Below are 20,723 nucleotides of genomic sequence, written 5' to 3' on the forward strand. Positions count from 1 at the left end.
CATTTTAGAATTAATTCCCAAAATTATATCGAAGTGTAAATCCGGATCGAATATTAGTGATAGGAAAAGAGGTCGAAATTACAGCCTTAGAAAACGAATGATCATAATAAAAAATAGCCGTTAGATTTTTACTAAACGAATAATCAGCCGTGACTTTCAAAGACCATAAATTTTGCCCGCCTGCCAATTGGTTATTATCATAATCCAAATAACGCACAATAGTTTGATTATTTCGATACGACAAATCAGCCTTCAGATTAATATCTCCTTTAATCACTCCGGTAGGATTATCAGCCAGTCTTGAAGAGAAAACCACATTTTTAAATCGATAACCCAAACCTACAACATATTCAACACCTTTTACTTCGGTCAATAAATTATTATCGAAACTCATTGATAAAGCACGGTCTTTTTTAATCTCTGTAAGTACTTTTAGCGAGTTTTTCAATTCAAAATCCATTCGAAGAAGCGGATTAAACTGCTCTACTAAATTCACATTAGACATAATGGTTTTATTGAAAAAATTACCATTATCATCCGTTCCTCCCGGATCTTTATCATAATCAAAATTAGAACGGTACTGATTGATTGTATAAGAAGCTCTGTAACTATGCTGCAAAGAGAATCTTTTAAATGTCTTTTTAAACATATTATAACGCATCAAACCATTGTATTTAACCGTCCAGTTAGGAATAGGAAAGTTTCTAAAAATACTGGTAGAAACATTTGAAGCATCGGCACCTGAATAAGCAGCTATAAAAGCCGGCAATAATACAGCCTGATTACTTTTTCCAAAACCAATTGGAAATCCATCATTAGTAATGATTTTTTTCCTTTCCGGATTATTCGGATTCGCCAAATCTGTTTCAGGAGCACTCGTATTCTCTGCCGGAAGTGCTGCCGCATCATACCTCGGGACAATACTTCCATATCTTTCAGCGGCTAATTGATTTGCAACTAAAAGCCTGTTGGATCTAAAATCATCAAAAGCTGCCGAAGAAAACTCATTACTTTGAGAAAAAGCAGTTTTAATCAACACCGTAGAGATAGAAAACATTCCATAATTATAAGGAGAACGCGAATTATAAACTCCATTAGTAGCAACATCGTATTGCTCCGAATAATTTTCCGAAAGCGATCGATCCATGGTTAAATCAATTTTAAAATCAGGAAATAAATCCACATTAGCCGTAGCACGCAATACCTTATTACTTACCTGAGTATAATTTTGATTAAATTCCTGATAAGTGGTCAACCAGCCATTTTTAGCCGCTTCATAACGCACATCATCCTGACTTCCAAAAATAAATCCTAATGACGGTCTTGAAGAACCCAGAAAACCTATACTTGGCATATAACCAGGCAACAATGTACCACTATTTTCAGAATAATTAATCTGAATGTTTTTAACACTAGTCAAAACTCCCAGCAATCCATCAACAAATGGATTAGCCTGAGCTTGTGGCTTAACCGGAACACTCGTGATTTTTTGCCCTGGCCTTGGAGCAACTGTAGGTCTGGCAGCTATTTTTGGTTTTTTGGACAAACCTAAATATTTGTACAACATATCCATATTGAAAGTAGCATTCAAATTATTGGTACGGGCATTTTGAACCGTATTTCCTAAGTTGTATGCAGTACCTCCTACTTCAATTTCAGACAGCGCATTGGCTGATTTTTGCCAACTATAATCTCCCGTATAAGAATAATTTGCTTTAACAAAACCAAACAACGGAATTTTATTAATAGGAATATCGTAGTTCACAATTAGCTGCTGGGTATGGCGGTTAGGATCTCCTATATCCCAATAGCTATCCCAAATAGAAAAACTGTCAATAGGCTGATCATCCTGATCCAAATAATTCTTTACTAAATTATTGGTAGAAGCCGCATAACTGAATTTCAGAGATTTTGTTAAATTGTAATTAAATCCATAATTATAATTAAACCCAAAATTTCTGCGGTACAACGGATTCAATTCCAGACCGGGAACATTCTCTACCTGTCTGAACTGCTGACGATTGTACTGCCTGTTAATATTAGTATTAAAGGTAACGTTAGAAGGTAAAAAGTTAAAATTAAAATCACTTAATAATTTCCAATAAGCACTTTTTTTCATGAACTTCGTTTTCTTAAAAGGCTCTACCGCTTTGTTCTCGAAAGTGTAAGCATAATCCACCGAAGTACTGGCCTGCTGATCCAGATAATCCTCAACCTCATAATCATGATGTTCTACTTTATTGAACGACTGAGAAAAAGTAAAATTCTCAGGATCATAAATATGTGGTTTTTGTTCTGCTGCTCTTTGTTTTCTTACCCCAATAAAATTAATACTGGTACGCTTTGTATAATCAATGGCCCGATTTCTCAAATTAGCTCTTTCATCGGCATTACTGGTTTCACTTAATAGCTGCTTTAATTTAATATCCTGATTAAACGGATCGTATTCCGGCTTAATTGTTTCTTCACCCACACTATAATTAAAAGGTAAGTTAATACCCCATTTATTAGGCAACAACTTCCCTAAATTGATATTTGTAACAATATTATATTGCTGAATGTCTTCACGACTTCTTTCATTTGGTCCTTGTTCGATAGTACCAAAACCTACAGTACTCATTTTTCCGGTGGCAGAAATAGTGGCTAAATCAGCAAAATTAGTATCTACATTCAACACCGCAGCCATACCTCCGCGATTATCCATTTCGGCCAGACGAAGTTCATTAAACCATACTTCCCCTTTAATTTTCTGATGAGACTCATTGCTCTTTATACCTACCATTAAAGTACGCACCAAACCAAAATTAGGATTTCCTTTGATTCCTAATCGTAATTTATTGCTTTTATTAGCTAAACTTCCGTCTAATTCATCTTCGTTCTTATAATAAATTCCATCCAATGGCAGCGTACTGGCATCTACTGACATTGCCTGTACTTTTAATTGAGTAAGCAAGGATAATGACAAATCAATTTCATTGGCTTCAGGCCAAACACCATCTGCTGTATATTTACAAACACCATCTGTTGTTTCGGTAACTTTTAACGGAATCTCAATTTGATAGAAATTCTGTGTAAAATCATTACCAAAACGAATAAAACCAACCATTTGATCATCGGCTAACGGAATTTCTCCTTTTAAAGATTCGGCATGTAAAAACATTTTCAGTTTCTTAAACTGACGCATATCTACACTTACATTTTTAAATACAGCTCTGGAATCATCAACCTCAAGACCGTCTCCGGCTACTCTCAAAGACAACGATTGTTCGTTTTGATTGATCAAAGTATTGTTATTGTACAACTGCTCCCTTTGCACTCCCGGAGGCGTAATATAATTTACCGGACATCTTGTATCATTTTCTTGAACATTTACCGCAGTAACATCCAACTCGGTATTATCATCATCCACATTAGGGTCATTAGGATCTAATGTTGTAACATATCTTCTCCATTCACCACGCACTAAATCCAGGGCTCCAAAACGCATGGTTACTTCATCTTCAAATCCTGTCATAAACATTCGCATAAAACGAATGGATCTGAAATCTTCAATACTACCTATTTTATTCTGAGGCTGCGAAACAGGAATCTTAAACTGAATCCATCTGGCTGTAGTAGTTCCTCCATTAGGTAAGGTCACATCGGCTTCTCTGACATCGGTTACAAAATTCTGTCCTACTTGCATTCCCGGCTTCATATCAATACTATATTCATAATACGCATTAATCGTATTCATCGTATTATCTCTGTTAACATCCTCAACATCCGGAAATGTAGTTGCTCCCCTATTAGGATCATTGATATCAACAGCTGAATTACCATCAACTCCGTTATAGTTTTTATAACGCTCTTTTACTCCTCCAGAAGCATTAAGATAAAAAGTATAATCATCAGCAGCCGGATCGGGTTCGGAATTAAAATTATCATAAACAACCGCTTCAGTATTATTAGACAAACCATCTAATCCAACGTCTTGATTTTTCCTGTTTTGGGTATTTGCATCAAATGTATAAATCAAAGATTGTGATGCAGGAACATCTCCCCATATTGGTCTTGGGTTCACCAAAACCTGATCTGGCCCTAAACCGTTCTCGTATTGTTTTCGACCATCTTTTAAGATATCTTCTGATATTTCTCCTAAGTTAAAATAAATTTTACCGGTATTAGTAGATGCCGCACTTCCATTACCCACATAAGGATCTAATACCCAAAACTGAATGTATTCGACATTCCCCTGCTCAAAATTAGTTGAACTAATTGAACGCATAATACCTCCAAAATTTTCTTTTGGATTCAAATTAAAACTCGGATTATTATTATACGGCCCTCTCTCAGACGGATAATAAGTCAAATCTAAAGTATTAATCACCTGAGTTTGTCCTTGTGCAATATCCAATGTTGGATACAATTCTCTGCTATAAACCCTTCTGGTAGCGTTTAACGAAATATCATCATTGGAAATCCCCGATGGTCGCTGCACATAAAAAACAGGATCTATGGTGTACCAGGCTAATTTGGATCTTTTATGCCCATAAGTCAAATCATTGGCTTTGGCATTAAAATTATAAGCACTATTGGTGTTTTCCTCCGGTGTTGATGCTAAACTCCAGGCATAAGCCGAACGCATGTCAATAGTAGATTGAGAACCTTCAAAATCATCTACATACAAAGTTGATTCACCATTGAATTGATCTGCTTTTGGCGTATCAGGTTTTAAAAAAGCAATTTCCCCTCTGATGGATAAATTTGATGGAACATCCGTATCAACATTAGGCAGCATATTAGCTAATCTGGTAAAAAAAGGAACTTCTGTTGAGAAATTAGTATTGAACCCAAAAATGGTATTATTAACCGATTCCTGACCATAATTGGATTTTTGTGTAAATGGTCTCTCGGTCATTTTTAAGAAAGTCCCGCCTAAGGTAAATTTATCCGAAAATTTATGCTCTACATTCACCCCCATAAATCGTCTGGTCTGCTGACCAAAAATCGAATTGTTTTCTAGCGAAACATTGATTGGCGTATTCGATGCCTGTAATGAAGGATCCAAAATTTGAACTCTTCCCAATTGATAGTTCACACTATAATCCACACCTTCAACTAAAATTCTACCTCCGGCTGTAACTACAACCGAACCTTGCGGAACATTAAATGCACCAATAGGAATTCCGTCTCCGGCAGAAGATTTATACCTTCCTCTCAACAAAAACTTATTCTTCTCACTATCCTGCAATGCTCCTGATTGTGTATTTCTGTACATACTTCTGAATACATATTTTGCCTGATTAGGATTGTAAGTTGTAGAATTATTATAATCTTCCGCAGAATTTGGATTAGCTAATTTAGAGAACAACAATTCTCCAAATGGCTCCTTAGCGGTAAAAATAATACGTCCATTTTGTGCATCCATCGTTAAGCCCGGAACAAAATCAAAAAAACCATCACCACCTATTTGACGGTCATTATTATAATTTAATTTATCCAAATTAAAAACATTCAACAAAGGCGTTTCTGCCACTTTATTTTCGGGAGAAGGATTTGAAGGAAAAGAACTCCCTGGAACCGGAGAGATATAATTTAAAGGCGAAGGATCGGTAAAAAGAATATTAAATCTAAAATCTTCCTGCTTGATTTGATAAGCTCCGGGAATCTGATAAATATTTTTCATCATCAAATTCCAAACCGGATTTTTAACATTTGTCAAATTACTTTTCAGCATCTTCAAAATCAAACTTTGTGTAATCACCGCCTGAGTCGATTGTGGCGTTCCGGTAACTAAGGTAGCATCTACTCCGTCATTACCAAATTCCCCAACCTGATACACCTGATCTCCGATGGTATATTCATAAGCCACCGCCAAAATTTCATCGTTAGACAATCTTTGCTGCAAAGAAATATAACCTAACTGCGGATGGTATGTAAACTCATTAGTAGTTAACTTTCGGGCATTTTCTAATTTCGAATAATCCTGTCCTTCTATTACGGTAGCATTAAATCCGGAACTTGAAGTTGCCATTTCACGGATATTAGAATTCAACAAGCCGCCACCTGTTAGAATTTGAGCCGGATTGTATCTGTTATTGGAGTTATCCGAAGGCGAATCGGCCGGATTATTAAACATTCCTGTTGAAGGATCCAAAACCACTACTTCACTATCAGCCAATCCGGTTAGTTGTGATTCACCCAAATCCTGAAGCGCAATAACATTTCTAAGATTGTTAGAAGTTGTATTCAAACGTGTTTGTTTGTTGGTTACCCAAACCTCAATTCTTGTAATTTGCACCCGGCTGTCTATAAAAGGGTAACTTTTTAACGCAGCATCATATCGGTTTCTAAAGTACTGAGACAGGAAAAAGTGCCTGTCATTATCATAATCTAAAGCAAAAATATCAAAATCCTGAACAGTTCCTCCGTTTTGAGAAACTACCGTTTTAGTTTGTGATTTTTGTTCGGAATAAACCCCTGTAACCATCGTTTTTCCAAATTGCAATTGGGCTTTGACCCCAAACAAACTCTGTGCCCCCCTAATCAAAGAACTATTTAAAGGCATGCTTACATTTCCAACTTCTATTTTTTGAATAATATCATCTTCTGTTGGAGCATATTCCAGTTTTAATAAATTTTGAAAAGCAAAAGTAGATTGGGTATCGTAATTAGCATTTACATTCAACCTTGTCCCTACTTTTCCCATCAAACTCATACTAATCCTTTGATCAAAATCAAAAGCCAGATTGGATCTGTTTCTGGGTGAAAACGAGGGATTATCCTGTCTGGTAAAACGTGCACCCATATCCATTTCAACAGAACCTGTCGGTTTAACATCAATGGTGTTACTTCCAAAAATAGATTCAAACAAGCCCGATTTCACATAATATCGGGGCAATAAATCTTTCTTAGCAGCTTCACTTCCTTCTTTTTTTCCGTCAATAGCATCCGATTTCTTTTTGAAATAATCTTTCATTGATTCTTTCAAAACCAAATTTTCATATTCTTTGGGCGTTAATATTAAAGGATATTTAATTGAAAATCCATTGACTGAACTGGTGTAAATATAGCGATCTGTTTTAGGATCATAAGTATATGCCGACAGGATACTCTTAGGGTCTTTGATTTCAATTTTACCTAATGAATAGCCTTTTTTTGTTGTATCCTGAACGACTTCATTTACTTGAGCCGGTGATACAAAACCACATAATAAAACCGCTAAAAAAATACAGATTTTATACATACAATTGGTTTTTACTATGCTTTATAAGCTTTTTAATGCTTGTTTGATAATAGATTCTACAGATGCCTCCGGATTCTCCTTTATGATTTTATCGATAAGCTTTTCTGAAGATTTTTTAACAAATCCTAAAACTTCTAATGCTGATAAAGCTTCATCTCTGTTGGTATTATTTTGCATAACTGAAACTTCATCCAAATCATACAATTTCAACACCTTGTCTTTTAAATCTAAAATTACTCTTTGCGCTGTTTTACTTCCAATTCCTTTTATAGACTGAATCGTACTCACATCACCCGATGCTATTGCATTAGTAATTTGTTTTGGATCTAATGATGACAACATGGTTCTTGCAATTCCTGCACCTATACCCGAAACCGAAATCAGTAATTTAAAAATCTCTCTTTCTGACTTCTCAACAAAACCAAATATAGTATGTGCATCTTCTTTTATCTGAAGATGAGTAAACACTTTTATAAAATCTGACGCAGGAAGTAAAGAATAAGTATGTAATGATATGTGAACTTCATAACCCACACCTCCACAATCAATAACAATTTGTGTTGGCGATTTTTCTACCAACTTCCCCTGTAAATGTGCAATCATCTAATATTTTTTTGTAAAATATATTTTAAATTCCTCTTCCTAATTTTCTGCTAGTTTCCCACTTGCGGTTATAGCAGTTTTATCTTATATACAAAGATAGAAGTCTTAACTTAAAAAGTTAACATTTTCATAATTCTTTTATAAGAATCTAAAAAATGATAACATAAAAAAAGCCACAAAATTGTGGCTAAAGATCTTTTATTTACAAAATTAAAACTAAACCTGACTTCCATTAATATAAGAATCTAATAAATGAATTGTTTCTTTCTGTTTTTCGATAATCACTTTCACAACATCTCCAATAGAAATCAATCCTATGACTCTATTATCATCCACAACAGGAAGGTGTCGAATTTTATTAGAACTCATCAATTCCATACAATAATCTAAATCGTCTGTAGGTTTCACAGTAATCACTTTGCTTACCATGATTTCCTGAACCAAAGTACTCTTGGAAGATTTTCCTTTAAGAACAATTTTTCTGGCATAATCTCTCTCAGACAAAATACCTTTTAACAAATCATCTTCAATAACGAGTATTGCACCTATGTTTTTCTCACCCATTATCTTAACAGCATCATAAACGCTAATAGTCGAAACGATTGAATACACTGTATCCCCTTTCGTGCTTAATATTTGATTTACAGTCATATTGAAAATTTTTAGAATAATAAATTTAAAAAAAATTAACAAAAAACCGTTCGAGAATAATTTAATTTTAAAGGGGTATTTTTATTATTCTTTTAAAAAATTAACATTTCTACTCAAACCTTGAAACTTAGTTCGCTTAACTGCTGAGTCTTTAAAAACGATTTTAAAGGTTTCTTCCGTCATTTCTTCCCAATCTTTTTTAGTCATTGAAAGCAAAGCCGGATTAGGATTAAACAAAGGCTCATTATGACTTTTTGAAAATCGGTTCCAAGGACAAACATCCTGACAGGTATCACATCCAAAGACCCAGTCATCAAAATGCCCTTTCATTTCGTTAGGAATATTTTCTTTGAGTTCTATTGTAAAATAAGAAATACATTTGCTGCCATCAACAACATAAGGAGAAATAATGGCTTGTGTAGGACAGGCATCGATGCAAGCAGTACAACTGCCACAATGATTGGTGACAGGATGATCGTATTCTAAATCTAGATCGATAATTAATTCGGCTATAAAATAAAAAGAACCTACTTTTTGAGTCAATAAATTACTGTTTTTCCCAATCCAGCCTAAACCGCTTTTGGCAGCCCAGGCCTTGTCTAAAACTGGCGCAGAATCCACAAACGCACGACCCGAAACTTCACCTATATTTTCTTGAATTGAGAAAAGAAGTTCTTTTAATTTTTCCTTTATGACAAAGTGATAATCTTTGCCATAAGAATATTTGGAGATCTTATACGAATCGGAAATTTGTTCTTTTTCCGGATAATAATTCAGTAATAGAGATACCACACTTTTAGCATCATCAACAAGTAAAGTAGGATTAAGCCGTTTGTCAAAATGATTTTCCATATAACTCATTTTGCCATTTAGGTTTTTATTCAACCAGTTTTCTAATCTTGGTGCTTCCTCTTCTAAAAAACCTGCCTTAGATATACCACAAGATAAAAATCCGAGGCGTTTGGCTTCGGATTTTATAAGCTGTGAATATTTGTTTCTTAAGTCTATGATATAAATAAATTGGTTCTTTAAAAAAGCCCTCCCTGAATATTTGCCCTGACTTTTCCTAAATGCCTATAAGCTTTCTCGGTAACTTCACGTCCACGTGGAGTACGCATGATAAAACCTTCCTGAATTAAAAAGGGCTCGTAAACTTCCTCAATCGTTTCACTGCTTTCGGAAACTGCGGTTGCCAGAGTAGTCAATCCCACAGGCCCACCTTTGAATTTATCAATAATCGTATTCAGGATTTTATTATCCATTTCGTCCAATCCATGGGCATCAACGTGCAATGCTTTTAAGGCATATTTCGAAATTTCGATATCAATAGTACCGTTTCCTTTTATTTGGGCAAAATCACGAACTCTTCTCAACAAAGCGTTGGCAATCCTCGGTGTTCCCCTGCTTCTTCCTGCAATTTCAATAGCCGCTTCCATAGAAATAGGCATTTTCAAAATAGAAGCGCTTCGCTGTACAATCGTAGTCAATAATTCTACTGTATAATATTGTAATCTGGAAGAAATACCAAAACGTGCACGCATAGGTGCTGTCAAAAGACCTGAACGGGTTGTAGCTCCAATTAAGGTAAATGGATTCAGATTAATTTGAACCGTTCGCGCATTAGGCCCCGATTCAATCATAATATCAATCTTAAAATCTTCCATAGCCGAATACAAATATTCTTCGACTACAGGACTCAAACGATGGATTTCGTCAATAAACAAAACATCTCTTTCTTCAAGATTAGTCAGTAAACCTGCTAAATCTCCAGGCTTATCCAATACAGGACCAGAAGTTATCTTGATTCCAACTCCTAATTCATTAGCTAAAATATTTGCTAAAGTCGTTTTCCCTAGTCCCGGAGGTCCATGAAACAAAGCATGATCTAAAGCTTCATTACGTTGATTAGCCGCAGCCACAAAAACTTTGAGATTTTCTAAAACCTGATCTTGTCCTGCAAAATCATCAAAAGAAAGCGGTCTTAATCTTTTTTCAAGATCAAGCTCTTCCGAATTAAATCGTTTGTTTGTTGGGTCTAAATTTTCATTCATGTAACAAAGATAGACAAAGTAATCAGTTTGTAAAACAGTTAAATTTCAAATAAAAAATTCCAAATCTCAATGTACAACTAAACATCATTTGAATTTGGAATTTAAAACATTACTATTTTTTATTTCTTGGAATAACAAAAAAGACCCTCTTTTCAGAAGGTCTTTTTAAAATATTTTTAGTGGTGTAAAACTGATTCACCTGGTTTCATTGGAACAGTTTGAGGAACAAAATCCTCTTCGTGCTCAGGGTTACTGTAATCGTAAGCCCATCTGTGAACTTCAGGAATTTCACCTGGCCAGTTACCGTGAATGTGTTCTACAGGAGTAGTCCATTCTAAAGTAGTAGATTTCCATGGATTTTGTACTGCTTTTTTACCGTAGAAAATACTGCTAAAGAAGTTGTACAAGAATACTAATTGGAAAGCTCCACCAACTAATGCAAATGTTGTAATTAACACGTTAACATTTTGCAAATCGTCAAATAACGGGAAGTTAGTGTTTGTATAGTAACGTCTTGGTAAACCAGCTAATCCAATAAAGTGCATTGGGAAGAAAACTCCATAAGCACAAACAGCGGTAATCCAAAAGTGAACGTAACCTAAATTTTTATTTAACATTCTACCGTACATTTTCGGGAACCAGTGGTAAATACCGGCAAACATTCCGTAAAGTGCAGAGATACCCATTACTAAGTGAAAGTGAGCAATTACAAAGTAAGTATCATGAACGTTAATATCTAAAGTACTATCTCCTAAAATGATTCCTGTTAAACCTCCGGTAATGAAAGTAGAAACCATTCCAATAGAGAATAACATAGCAGGATTTAATTGTAAGTTACCTTTCCACAAAGTTGTAATCCAGTTGAACGCTTTTACAGCAGATGGAATTGCAATTAATAATGTAGTAAATGTAAATACAGATCCTAAGAATGGATTCATACCTGAAATAAACATGTGGTGACCCCAAACAATTGTAGATAAAAACGCAATTGCAAGAACTGACATAATCATCGCTCTGTAACCAAAGATTGGTTTACGAGAGTTGGTAGCCATAATTTCAGATACCAGACCCATCGCAGGCAAGATTACAATATAAACCTCAGGGTGACCTAAGAACCAGAATAAATGTTCAAACAATACCGGAGAACCTCCTTGGTAGTGTAAAACTTCACCAGCAATATAAATATCAGATAAGAAGAATGAAGTACCAAAACTTCTATCGAAAATCAACAATAATGCTGCAGATAATAATACAGGGAACGAAATAACACCAATAATAGCTGTTACGAAGAATGTCCAGATTGTAAGAGGAAGTCTTGTCATAGACATTCCTTTAGTTCTTAAGTTGATAACAGTTACGATGTAATTTAAAGACCCCATCAAAGATGATGCGATAAATAAAGCCATCGATACTAACCAAAGTGTCATACCAGCACCTGATCCAGGAATTGCCTGTGGTAAAGCACTTAATGGCGGATAAATTGTCCAACCTGCTGATGCAGGACCAGCTTCTACAAACAATGAACTTAACATTACTACGGCTGACAAGAAAAACAACCAGTAAGAAATCATATTCATAAACCCGGATGCCATGTCTCGGGCACCAATTTGAAGCGGAATCAATAAGTTACTAAAAGTACCACTCAGTCCGGCTGTCAATACAAAGAATACCATGATGGTACCGTGAATAGTAACTAAGGCAAGATAAACATCGTTAGCCATAACACCTTCCGGAGCAAATTTATCACCTAATAAAACGTTGAAAATTTTAAAAGATTCTTCTGGCCATGCTAATTGCATTCTAAATAGCAAAGACATACTAATACCAATAACTCCCATAATAATACCTGTAATAAGGTATTGTTTAGCAATCATTTTATGATCAATACTAAAGATATATTTAGTAATGAATGTCTCTTTATGGTGGTGTTCGTGTTCGTGATCGTGAGCGTGATCGTGACCTTCTGCTGACATATATTAAACTTTAAATTTTCTTAATAAATTATTATTTAACAGCAACTTCATTAGCAGCAGCTGCTAGTGTATCATTGCTTTTAGCTTCTCCTGATGCGTCATCAGCAGGTTTTTCTAATGAAGCTTTCACCTCATTAACTAAAGTAGTTTTATCTGCTAACCATTTTTTGTAATCTTCAGGTGTATCAACCACAACTTTCATTTGCATATTGTAGTGAGAAGAACCACAAATTTTATTACAAAGCAACAAATAATCAAAAGTATAAGGATCTAAACCCGGAAGACCTTTAGCAATTAACTCAACACTTTGCTTCGCTCTTAATTCATTGATATGAGCCACTTTTTCAATCATATAAGGTAACTCTCTATACTCAGCAGTCGTGTAAGTAGGAGTAAAAGCAAATTCAGTAACCATACCAGGCACACAGTTCATTTGTGCTCTAAAGTGTGGAAAATAAGCTGAGTGCAATACGTCTTGAGAACGGAACTTAAAAAGTACTTTTTTACCTTTTGGTATGTGTAATTCAGAAACCACAATATCATCTTGTGCATTTGGATCAGCTAAATCAACACCTAAAGCATTTACACCTTCAATATATCTAACATTAGCCTTACCTAAAACATTATCTTCACCAGCTAATCTTGCTGTCCATTTAAATTGTTGAGCGTATAATTCGATTACGATAGTATCCTCATCTTCATCAACAAACATAATATTAGTCCAGGCATACAATCCGTAAAGAATCAAACCAGCTAATGTAATTGCAGGAATAATACTCCATAGAGCTTCTAACTTGTTATTATCAGCAAAATACAAAGCTTTTTGATCTTTTTTACCTTTATATTTAAAAGCAAAATAATGTAATAACACCTGAGTAATTGCCTGAACAGTAAAAATTAAAACCCAGGTAATATTCATTAATCTGTCCACTTCTGTCCCGTGTTCAGAAGCAGGAGTATGAAGAGGTAAATTACCCCAGGCTAACAAACCATATATTGTAAATACATATAAGAATGCTAAAAAACCAAACATCAAATATCCTTGAATATTATTGTCTTTATCATTAGCTACCTGAGAACTATCTGAAGAAGAACCCACTTGAGTAAGGTCGAATATTTTAGTCAATTGCCATAAAGCAACAGCTAATAAAACTAAAACTATAATTACCAACAAACTTGTCATCTGTTTATCTCTTTAAAAATTAATAATGAAAATGTTTACTTTCTTCGATATAAGGATTTCTTTTTGCTAATAAAGGAACTTTAGTTAATGCTGTAAATACAGTAAAAATAAACAATCCAAGGAAGAAAAGAACTGATGAGATTTCAGGAACACCAATAAACCATTGATCTCCTACAGTACCAGGCATAATCATATTAAAGAAATCAATATAGTGACCTGCTAAAATTACAATACCTGCCATAACAATTACCCATGTAATTCTTTTGAAATCAGTATTGATAAGAATCAATATCGGGAAAACAAAGTTCATAACAACAGCTCCAAAGAATGGAAGATTGTATAAGTTAATTCTAGTTACAAAATAAGTAATCTCCTCAGGAATATTAGCATACCAGATTAACATAAATTGAGAAAACCATAAGTAAGTCCAAAAGATACTAATTCCAAACATAAATTTAGCTAAGTCATGGATATGACTAGTATTTACATATTCTAAATATCCTTTTGATTTCAAATAAACAGTTACCATAGCAATCATAGTAATACCGCTCACAAAGAAACTTGCAAATACATACCATCCAAATAATGTAGAAAACCAGTGTGGATCAAATGACATAATCCAATCCCAAGACATAATAGACTCAGAAACGATAAAGAAAACTAAGAATCCAGCTGATAATTTAAAGTTCTTTTTGTAAAAAGTATTATCATTAGCCTCATCTTGAGCCAAACAGTTCTTTTGAGAATAGTGACGGTATAAATTCCATCCTAATAAGAAAATAGCTGCTCTTACAATCCAAAAACCAAAATTTAAATAACCTGATTTTCCGGCAATCAATTCATCATAATTAGCACTTTTAGGATCAGTTACCCCATCAGCCAACCAAGTGAACAAATGATTAAAATGAAGACCACATAAAACTAATATAATAAAGAATATTACAGAACCATAAGGAAGGTAAGCTGTAATGCCTTGCATAACTCTAAATAATACCGGAGACCATCCAGCTTGAGCTACCTGCTGAATTGCATAAAAAACTAAAGTTCCCATTGCAACAAGCATAAAGAAAATACAAGCAACATATAAAGCTGCCCAAGGTTTATTTTGCAATTGGTGCAAAACGTGAGTTAAATGCTCTTCGTGCTCCGATGCTTCTTTAGCTTCATATGCCTTAGCATGATGAGAAACAGCCTTATGAGCTTCTTCTCCATGAGCTACAGCAGCGTGAGCTCCTTCTGCTTTAGCTTCTTCATGATGCGCTTCTCCGTGACCTCCGTGAGATTCAGCAGCGAGGATTTTCTCAACTTCATGAATATCTTTTGGTGCGTTTAAAAAACCATAAGCTATACCTAATACACCAACGGCCATTAAGATGATAGAAAAAGTTTTTAATTTACTTGAAAATGTGTACATATCTATTACGATCAGTTTGTTCAACAATTATAATTGGCTTTTAAGTTTAAGAACATAGTCAGCAATTAACCAACGTTCATGAACACTTAATTGATTGGCATGAGAACCCATTGAATTTAAACCATAAGTCTGAACGTGAAATATACTTCCTTCAGTGATTTCTCTGTCAGCATAACTAGGTACTCCCAGGAATTTCTCTCTCTCAACTAATTTTCCTTTACCATTACCAGTTGCACCATGACAACTAATACAATAGATATCGAAAAGTTCTTTTCCTTTATCAGAGTTTCTATCTAAAGAATCAAGCGGCGATTTTAAATTTGCTTTAGCTAATTCATAACCTTCCGTAGTATTTGGATACTCATAAGGTTCAAAACCTCTGTTAATACTTCCTTGAGCAGGAAGCAAACCTTCTTTACCATCAGGAAAAGCTTTAGATTCTGAATAAGTTTCATAGCCTACAGACTCATACATATTTGGAAAATACTGATAATTCGGCTCTTTATCATTATGACATGAAGCTACTAAAATAGTTATGCCTAATAATAGTGTTATTTTATATACCCTTTTCATATCTAAATTAATTCTTTTCTATTACTTTAACTTCTACAGCACCTGTACTTTTGAAAAAAGAAACCAATTCTTCCTCATTGTCTTTAATAGCTACTTCCATTAAGAAATGATCATCAGTAGTTCTTACATCAGGATTTTCAGCTTCTTTAAAAGGCCACAATCTACTTCTCATATAAAAAGTAATAACCATTAAGTGAGCAGCAAAAAATACAGTCATCTCAAACATAATTGGCACAAAAGATGGCATATTTTGAATATAACTAAAACTAGGTTTACCACCTATATCCTGCGGCCAGTCATGAATCATAATATAACTCATCATAAATGTAGCAACAGAAATACCAACGCATCCGTATAAGAATGCACAAATTGCTAATCGTGTAGGCGCTATTCCCATAGCTTTATCCAAACCATGAACAGGGAATGGAGAAAAAACATCTTCAATATGATGGTGTGCTGCTCTGGTTTTTTTAACAGCATTCATCAATATATCATCGTCATTATAAATGGCGTAAATTACTTTATTACTACTCATGGTGTGAATCTTTATTTGCTTCTCTTTCTCTAATGTAATTATCTCCTGTTGCTTTTAGAATTGTTTTTACCTCTGCCTGAGCAATTACAGGGAAAGTTCTTGAATACAATAAAAACAACACAAAGAAGAAACCTATTGTTCCAATGAAAATTCCAATATCAACAAATGTTGGAGAGAACATTGTCCAAGAAGACGGTAAATAATCTCTATGTAAAGAAGTTACAATAATTACAAAACGCTCAAACCACATTCCTATGTTTACAACAATCGAAATTACGAATGAAAACATGATACTTGTTCTTAATTTTTTAAACCACATAAATTGTGGAGAGAAAACGTTACAAGTCATCATTGCCCAATATGCCCACCAGTAAGGTCCTGTTGCTCTGTTCAGGAAAGCATATTGCTCATACTCTACACCTGAATACCAAGCCACAAACAACTCAGTAATATAAGCCACACCTACAATAGAACCTGTAATCATGATGATAATGTTCATCAATTCGATGTGCTGTAAAGTAATATAAGCTTCTAAGTTAGAAACTTTTCTCATAATAATAAGCAAGGTATTAACCATCGCAAATCCTGAGAAAACTGCTCCTGCAACGAAGTAAGGAGGGAAAATTGTAGTATGCCATCCAGGAATTACAGAAGTAGCAAAGTCCATAGATACAATCGTGTGTACAGAAAGTACAAGTGGAGTTGCTAAACCTGCAAGTACCAAAGATACTTCTTCAAAACGCTGCCAGTCTTTTACTCTTCCGCTCCATCCAAAACTTAAGATTGAATAAACTCTTTTATTAAATGGAGTAATCGCTCTATCTCTAAGCATTGCAAAGTCAGGCAATAAACCAGTCCACCAGAAAACCAATGATACCGATAAATAAGTAGAGATTGCAAATACGTCCCAAAGTAATGGAGAGTTGAAGTTAACCCAAAGAGATCCGAATTGGTTTGGTATAGGTAATACCCAGTAAGCTAACCAAGGACGACCCATGTGAATAATTGGGAACAAACCTGCCTGTACAACTGAGAAGATTGTCATCGCCTCTGCTGAACGGTTAATTGCCATTCTCCATCTTTGACGGAACAACAATAATACTGCAGAGATAAGTGTACCGGCATGTCCAATACCTACCCACCAAACGAAGTTAGTGATATCCCAAGCCCAACCAACTGTTTTATTTAATCCCCATGTTCCAATACCTGTAGATATCGTATAAACTATACATCCTATTCCCCAAAGAAAGGCTGCTAAAGCGATTGAAAATACAATCCACCAATGTTTATTAGCCAAACCTTCGACAGGCGCTGCCACATCTACTGTTACATCGTGATAAGATTTATCACCTATAACTAAAGGCTTTCTAATACTAGAGTCGTATATATGAGACATATTCCTTTATATTGATTTTAAATTTATTTCTTAAGTGTTTCTAACTTTTACGTGATAAACCACATTTGGTTTAGTTCCAACATGCTCTAATAAGTGGTAAGATCTTTCGTCAGCAACTAATTTAGCTACTTTACTTTCTTTATTATTAACATCACCAAATATCATTGCTCCTGAAGAACAAGCTGCAGAACAAGCCGTTTGGAATTCACCATCAACTACTTCTCTACCTTCTTTCTTAGCGTTTAAGATTGTAGCTTGTGTCATTTGGATACACATAGAACATTTTTCCATAACCCCACGAGAACGTACGTTTACATCCGGATTCAAGACCATACGTCCTAAATCGTCATTCATGTGGTAATCAAATTCACTGTTTTTGTTGTACAAGAACCAGTTAAAACGACGTACTTTATAAGGACAGTTGTTAGCACAATAACGAGTACCAACACATCTGTTGTAAGCCATGTGGTTTTGACCCTGACGACCGTGAGAAGTCGCAGCAACCGGACAAACTGTTTCACAAGGTGCGTGGTTACAGTGTTGACACATTACTGGTTGGAAAGCAACTTGTGGGTTATCTGAAGCTTTTTCCATTTCATTGAAAGTAGAAAGAGAACTTGACAAACCTGCAATTCCTTCTTTTCTTTCATTATCTCCTTCAAAAGTTTCTTCAGAAGAATAATACCTGTCGATACGCAACCAGTGCATATCACGGCTTCTTCTTACTTCTGATTTACCTACAACAGGTACATTGTTTTCAGCATGACAAGCAATTACACAAGCTCCACAACCTGTACAAGCATTCAAATCAATAGAAAGATTGAAGTGATGACCTACTGAACGATCAAAAGATTCCCATAAATCAACTGAAGTAGCTTCAACTTCTTTATGATCTAAAGATACTTTTGGAGTTTCGTTCCAAATTTTAGAATCTTTAGTATTGAAGATTTCTAAAGTAGTTTCTTTAATAATATCTCCTCTACCCATTAAAGTTTTTTGACCCTGAACACAAGCAAACTCATGCTCTCCAGCTGCTTTAACTAATTCAACAGACTGAACATCATTAAAACCTTTATATAAAGTATAAGCATTTAAACCTACCTGCATTTCTTCTTTCAAAGCCGCTTTACGACCGTATCCAAAAGCTAAACCTACAGTACCAACCGCCTGTCCTGGCTGAACAATAACCGGAACATTTTCTAATTTAGCACCATCAGTAGTTGTAATAGTAGCATAACTTCCATTCAAACCTCCGTTAGCAACAATTTCATTAGACAATCCTAATGTTTTTGCATCAGCATTAGAAACAGTAACATAATTATCCCAGGAAACTCTTGTAATAGGATCAGGAAACTCTTGTAACCATGGGTTATTAGCTTGTTGACCATCTCCCATTCCGGTTTTAGTATATAATACCAATTCTAATCCGTTAGCAGCTTTTGATTTTGCTAATTCAGCAGCAGCACCGGCATAATCAGCTGTACCACCAGACAAAGCAACAGGAGCTCCAACAAATATTCCATCATGTAAAACCTTATTCCAAGTTGAACCTGCAATAAATGATGAAGAATAAGCTTTTAAATAATCGTAGTAAGTTCCTGTAAGACCATTTAAAGACATTAAAACATCCTGAAATTGTTTTGTCTTAAACAATGGACGAATAGTTGGCTGTGTTAAACTATAAGTTCCTTTAGTCAAAACTAAATCTCCCCAAGCCTCTAAGTAATGAGGTACCGGAGCAGCAATAGTTGCAACAGAAGCCGTTTCATCTTCTTTCAAAGATAAAGCAACTGAAGTTTTTACTTTTTTAAGACCTTCAACAAAAGAAGCCGAATCAGCCAAAGTATAAACCGGATTCACTCCGCTCATAATCAAAGTATGAACGCTACCTGCTTTCATATCATTAATCAACTGAGCTACATTTGCATCAGAACCTTTTCTTATTTGTCTTGCACCTACAGTAGTAAAAGCTTCACTAGCCAACACTTGGTTAATAGCTAAAACTAATAATTGTGCATTTTTATCCTGAATACCAGAAACCAAAAGTCCTTTAGAACCAGCAGCTTTCAATTGCTGAGCCGCTTTAGTAACTTCCGCTTTTAATTCAGGTGCTAAATTTACAGCAACAGAAGAACCTGTTACTATATTATATATAAGTACTAATGCTTGTTTTTGATTAGCAACTGACATAGGCAAACGCTTATCAGCAGCTGCACCAGACAATGTCATATTAGCTTCTAACTGGAAGTGACGGGACATTTTTCCGTTTTTAGGAACTCTGCCCTGAGCATAACCTGCATCATATCCTCCACCTTGCCAATCTCCAAGAAAATCAGCTCCTACAGAAACAATAAGTGACGCTTTAGAAAAATCATAATCTACTAAAGCTCTTTCTCCATAAACAGCTTCAAAAGCATCTAAAGCTTCAGAAGAAGAAACAGCATCATAAATTACATGTTTTGCGTTTGGATTTGCTCCAATAAAATCAGCAATTAATTTTTCTGTTGAAGGACTCGCTAAAGTATTCGTCAAGAAAACCACCTGACCACCTTTAGCTTTCGCTTCAGCAACACTTGATTTAATTTTTGAATCCACTACAGACCAAACTGAATCTTTACCTTCAACTTTTGGTTCTTTCAAACGCATATTATCATACAATGACAATATTGAGGCATGAATTCTGGCATTTGCAGCAAATTTAGCTCCCGAAATAGTATTATTATCTATTTTAATAGGACGCCCTTCACGTGTTTTAACAAGTAGATTTGCAAAATCAAAACCATCAAATACAGAAGTTGCATAATAATCAGCTACTCCAGGAATGATTTGCTCCGGTTGTAATACATAAGGAATCGACTTGTTCACAGGCCCTTCGCATGCTGCAAGTGTAGCTGCTGCAGTACTGAACCCAACGTACTTTAGAAAATCACGTCTTGATGTTGAAGACGATGCCATTGCATCAGCATTCCCTAAAAATTCATCCGCAGGAATCTCTTCGACAAACTCGTTATTTCTAAGCGCCTCAACAATAGAACCATTTTCTAGTTCCTCAACACTTTTCCAGTATTTTTTGTTTGATGACATTGTATATATATATTAAAATCTTAATAATTTGA

The 20,723-nt window shown here is 35.0% G+C and carries 12 protein-coding genes; all 12 read right to left on the reverse strand.

Annotation, left to right across the window (positions count from 1 at the left end; all coding sequences use genetic code 11):
- Positions 1 to 10: 10 nt before the first annotated feature.
- Entirely contained in the window at positions 11 to 7,228 is a 7,218-nt protein-coding gene (sov, locus tag IEV84_RS09885) for a T9SS outer membrane translocon Sov/SprA (RefSeq protein ID WP_188494122.1), read from the reverse strand.
- Between the two features lie 21 nt (positions 7,229 to 7,249).
- Positions 7,250 to 7,831, reverse strand: coding sequence for a Holliday junction branch migration protein RuvA (ruvA, locus tag IEV84_RS09890; RefSeq protein WP_188494123.1), 582 nt, complete (start codon positions 7,829 to 7,831; stop codon positions 7,250 to 7,252).
- A 216-nt stretch (positions 7,832 to 8,047) separates the two neighbouring features.
- Positions 8,048 to 8,482, reverse strand: a complete 435-nt coding sequence (locus IEV84_RS09895; RefSeq protein ID WP_188494124.1) for a CBS domain-containing protein — start codon at positions 8,480 to 8,482, stop codon at positions 8,048 to 8,050.
- Positions 8,483 to 8,566: 84 nt separating this feature from the next.
- A complete protein-coding gene (gene queG, locus IEV84_RS09900; RefSeq protein WP_373282907.1) occupies positions 8,567 to 9,490 on the reverse strand; it encodes a tRNA epoxyqueuosine(34) reductase QueG in 924 nt (307 codons plus the stop codon).
- Between the two features lie 20 nt (positions 9,491 to 9,510).
- Positions 9,511 to 10,533, reverse strand: a complete 1,023-nt coding sequence (gene ruvB / locus IEV84_RS09905; RefSeq protein ID WP_188494125.1) for a Holliday junction branch migration DNA helicase RuvB — start codon at positions 10,531 to 10,533, stop codon at positions 9,511 to 9,513.
- A 176-nt stretch (positions 10,534 to 10,709) separates the two neighbouring features.
- Positions 10,710 to 12,506: a cytochrome c oxidase subunit I gene (locus tag IEV84_RS09910; RefSeq protein ID WP_188494126.1), complete on the reverse strand. Its 1,797-nt coding sequence runs from the start codon at positions 12,504 to 12,506 to the stop codon at positions 10,710 to 10,712.
- 31 nt (positions 12,507 to 12,537) lie between these two features.
- A complete protein-coding gene (locus tag IEV84_RS09915) occupies positions 12,538 to 13,689 on the reverse strand; it encodes a cytochrome c oxidase subunit II (RefSeq protein ID WP_188494127.1) in 1,152 nt (383 codons plus the stop codon).
- Between the two features lie 19 nt (positions 13,690 to 13,708).
- Positions 13,709 to 15,103, reverse strand: a complete 1,395-nt coding sequence (locus IEV84_RS09920) for a quinol:cytochrome C oxidoreductase (protein ID WP_188494128.1) — start codon at positions 15,101 to 15,103, stop codon at positions 13,709 to 13,711.
- Positions 15,104 to 15,130: 27 nt separating this feature from the next.
- A complete protein-coding gene (locus tag IEV84_RS09925) occupies positions 15,131 to 15,676 on the reverse strand; it encodes a c-type cytochrome (protein WP_188494129.1) in 546 nt (181 codons plus the stop codon).
- A gap of 7 nt (positions 15,677 to 15,683) precedes the next feature.
- Positions 15,684 to 16,211: a DUF3341 domain-containing protein gene (locus IEV84_RS09930; RefSeq protein ID WP_188494130.1), complete on the reverse strand. Its 528-nt coding sequence runs from the start codon at positions 16,209 to 16,211 to the stop codon at positions 15,684 to 15,686.
- Positions 16,204 to 17,607 carry an NrfD/PsrC family molybdoenzyme membrane anchor subunit gene (nrfD, locus tag IEV84_RS09935; RefSeq protein WP_188494131.1) on the reverse strand — a complete coding sequence of 468 codons (1,404 nt, stop codon included), beginning with the start codon at positions 17,605 to 17,607 and terminating at the stop codon, positions 16,204 to 16,206. The genes IEV84_RS09930 and nrfD overlap by 8 nt, the downstream gene beginning before the upstream one ends.
- Positions 17,608 to 17,637: 30 nt before the next feature.
- On the reverse strand, positions 17,638 to 20,691 hold the full coding sequence (locus IEV84_RS09940; protein ID WP_188494132.1) for a TAT-variant-translocated molybdopterin oxidoreductase: 3,054 nt from the start codon (positions 20,689 to 20,691) through the stop codon (positions 17,638 to 17,640).
- Positions 20,692 to 20,723 lie beyond the last annotated feature (32 nt).

The organism is Flavobacterium palustre (assembly GCF_014639535.1).
In the GTDB taxonomy this organism is placed as follows: domain Bacteria; phylum Bacteroidota; class Bacteroidia; order Flavobacteriales; family Flavobacteriaceae; genus Flavobacterium; species Flavobacterium palustre.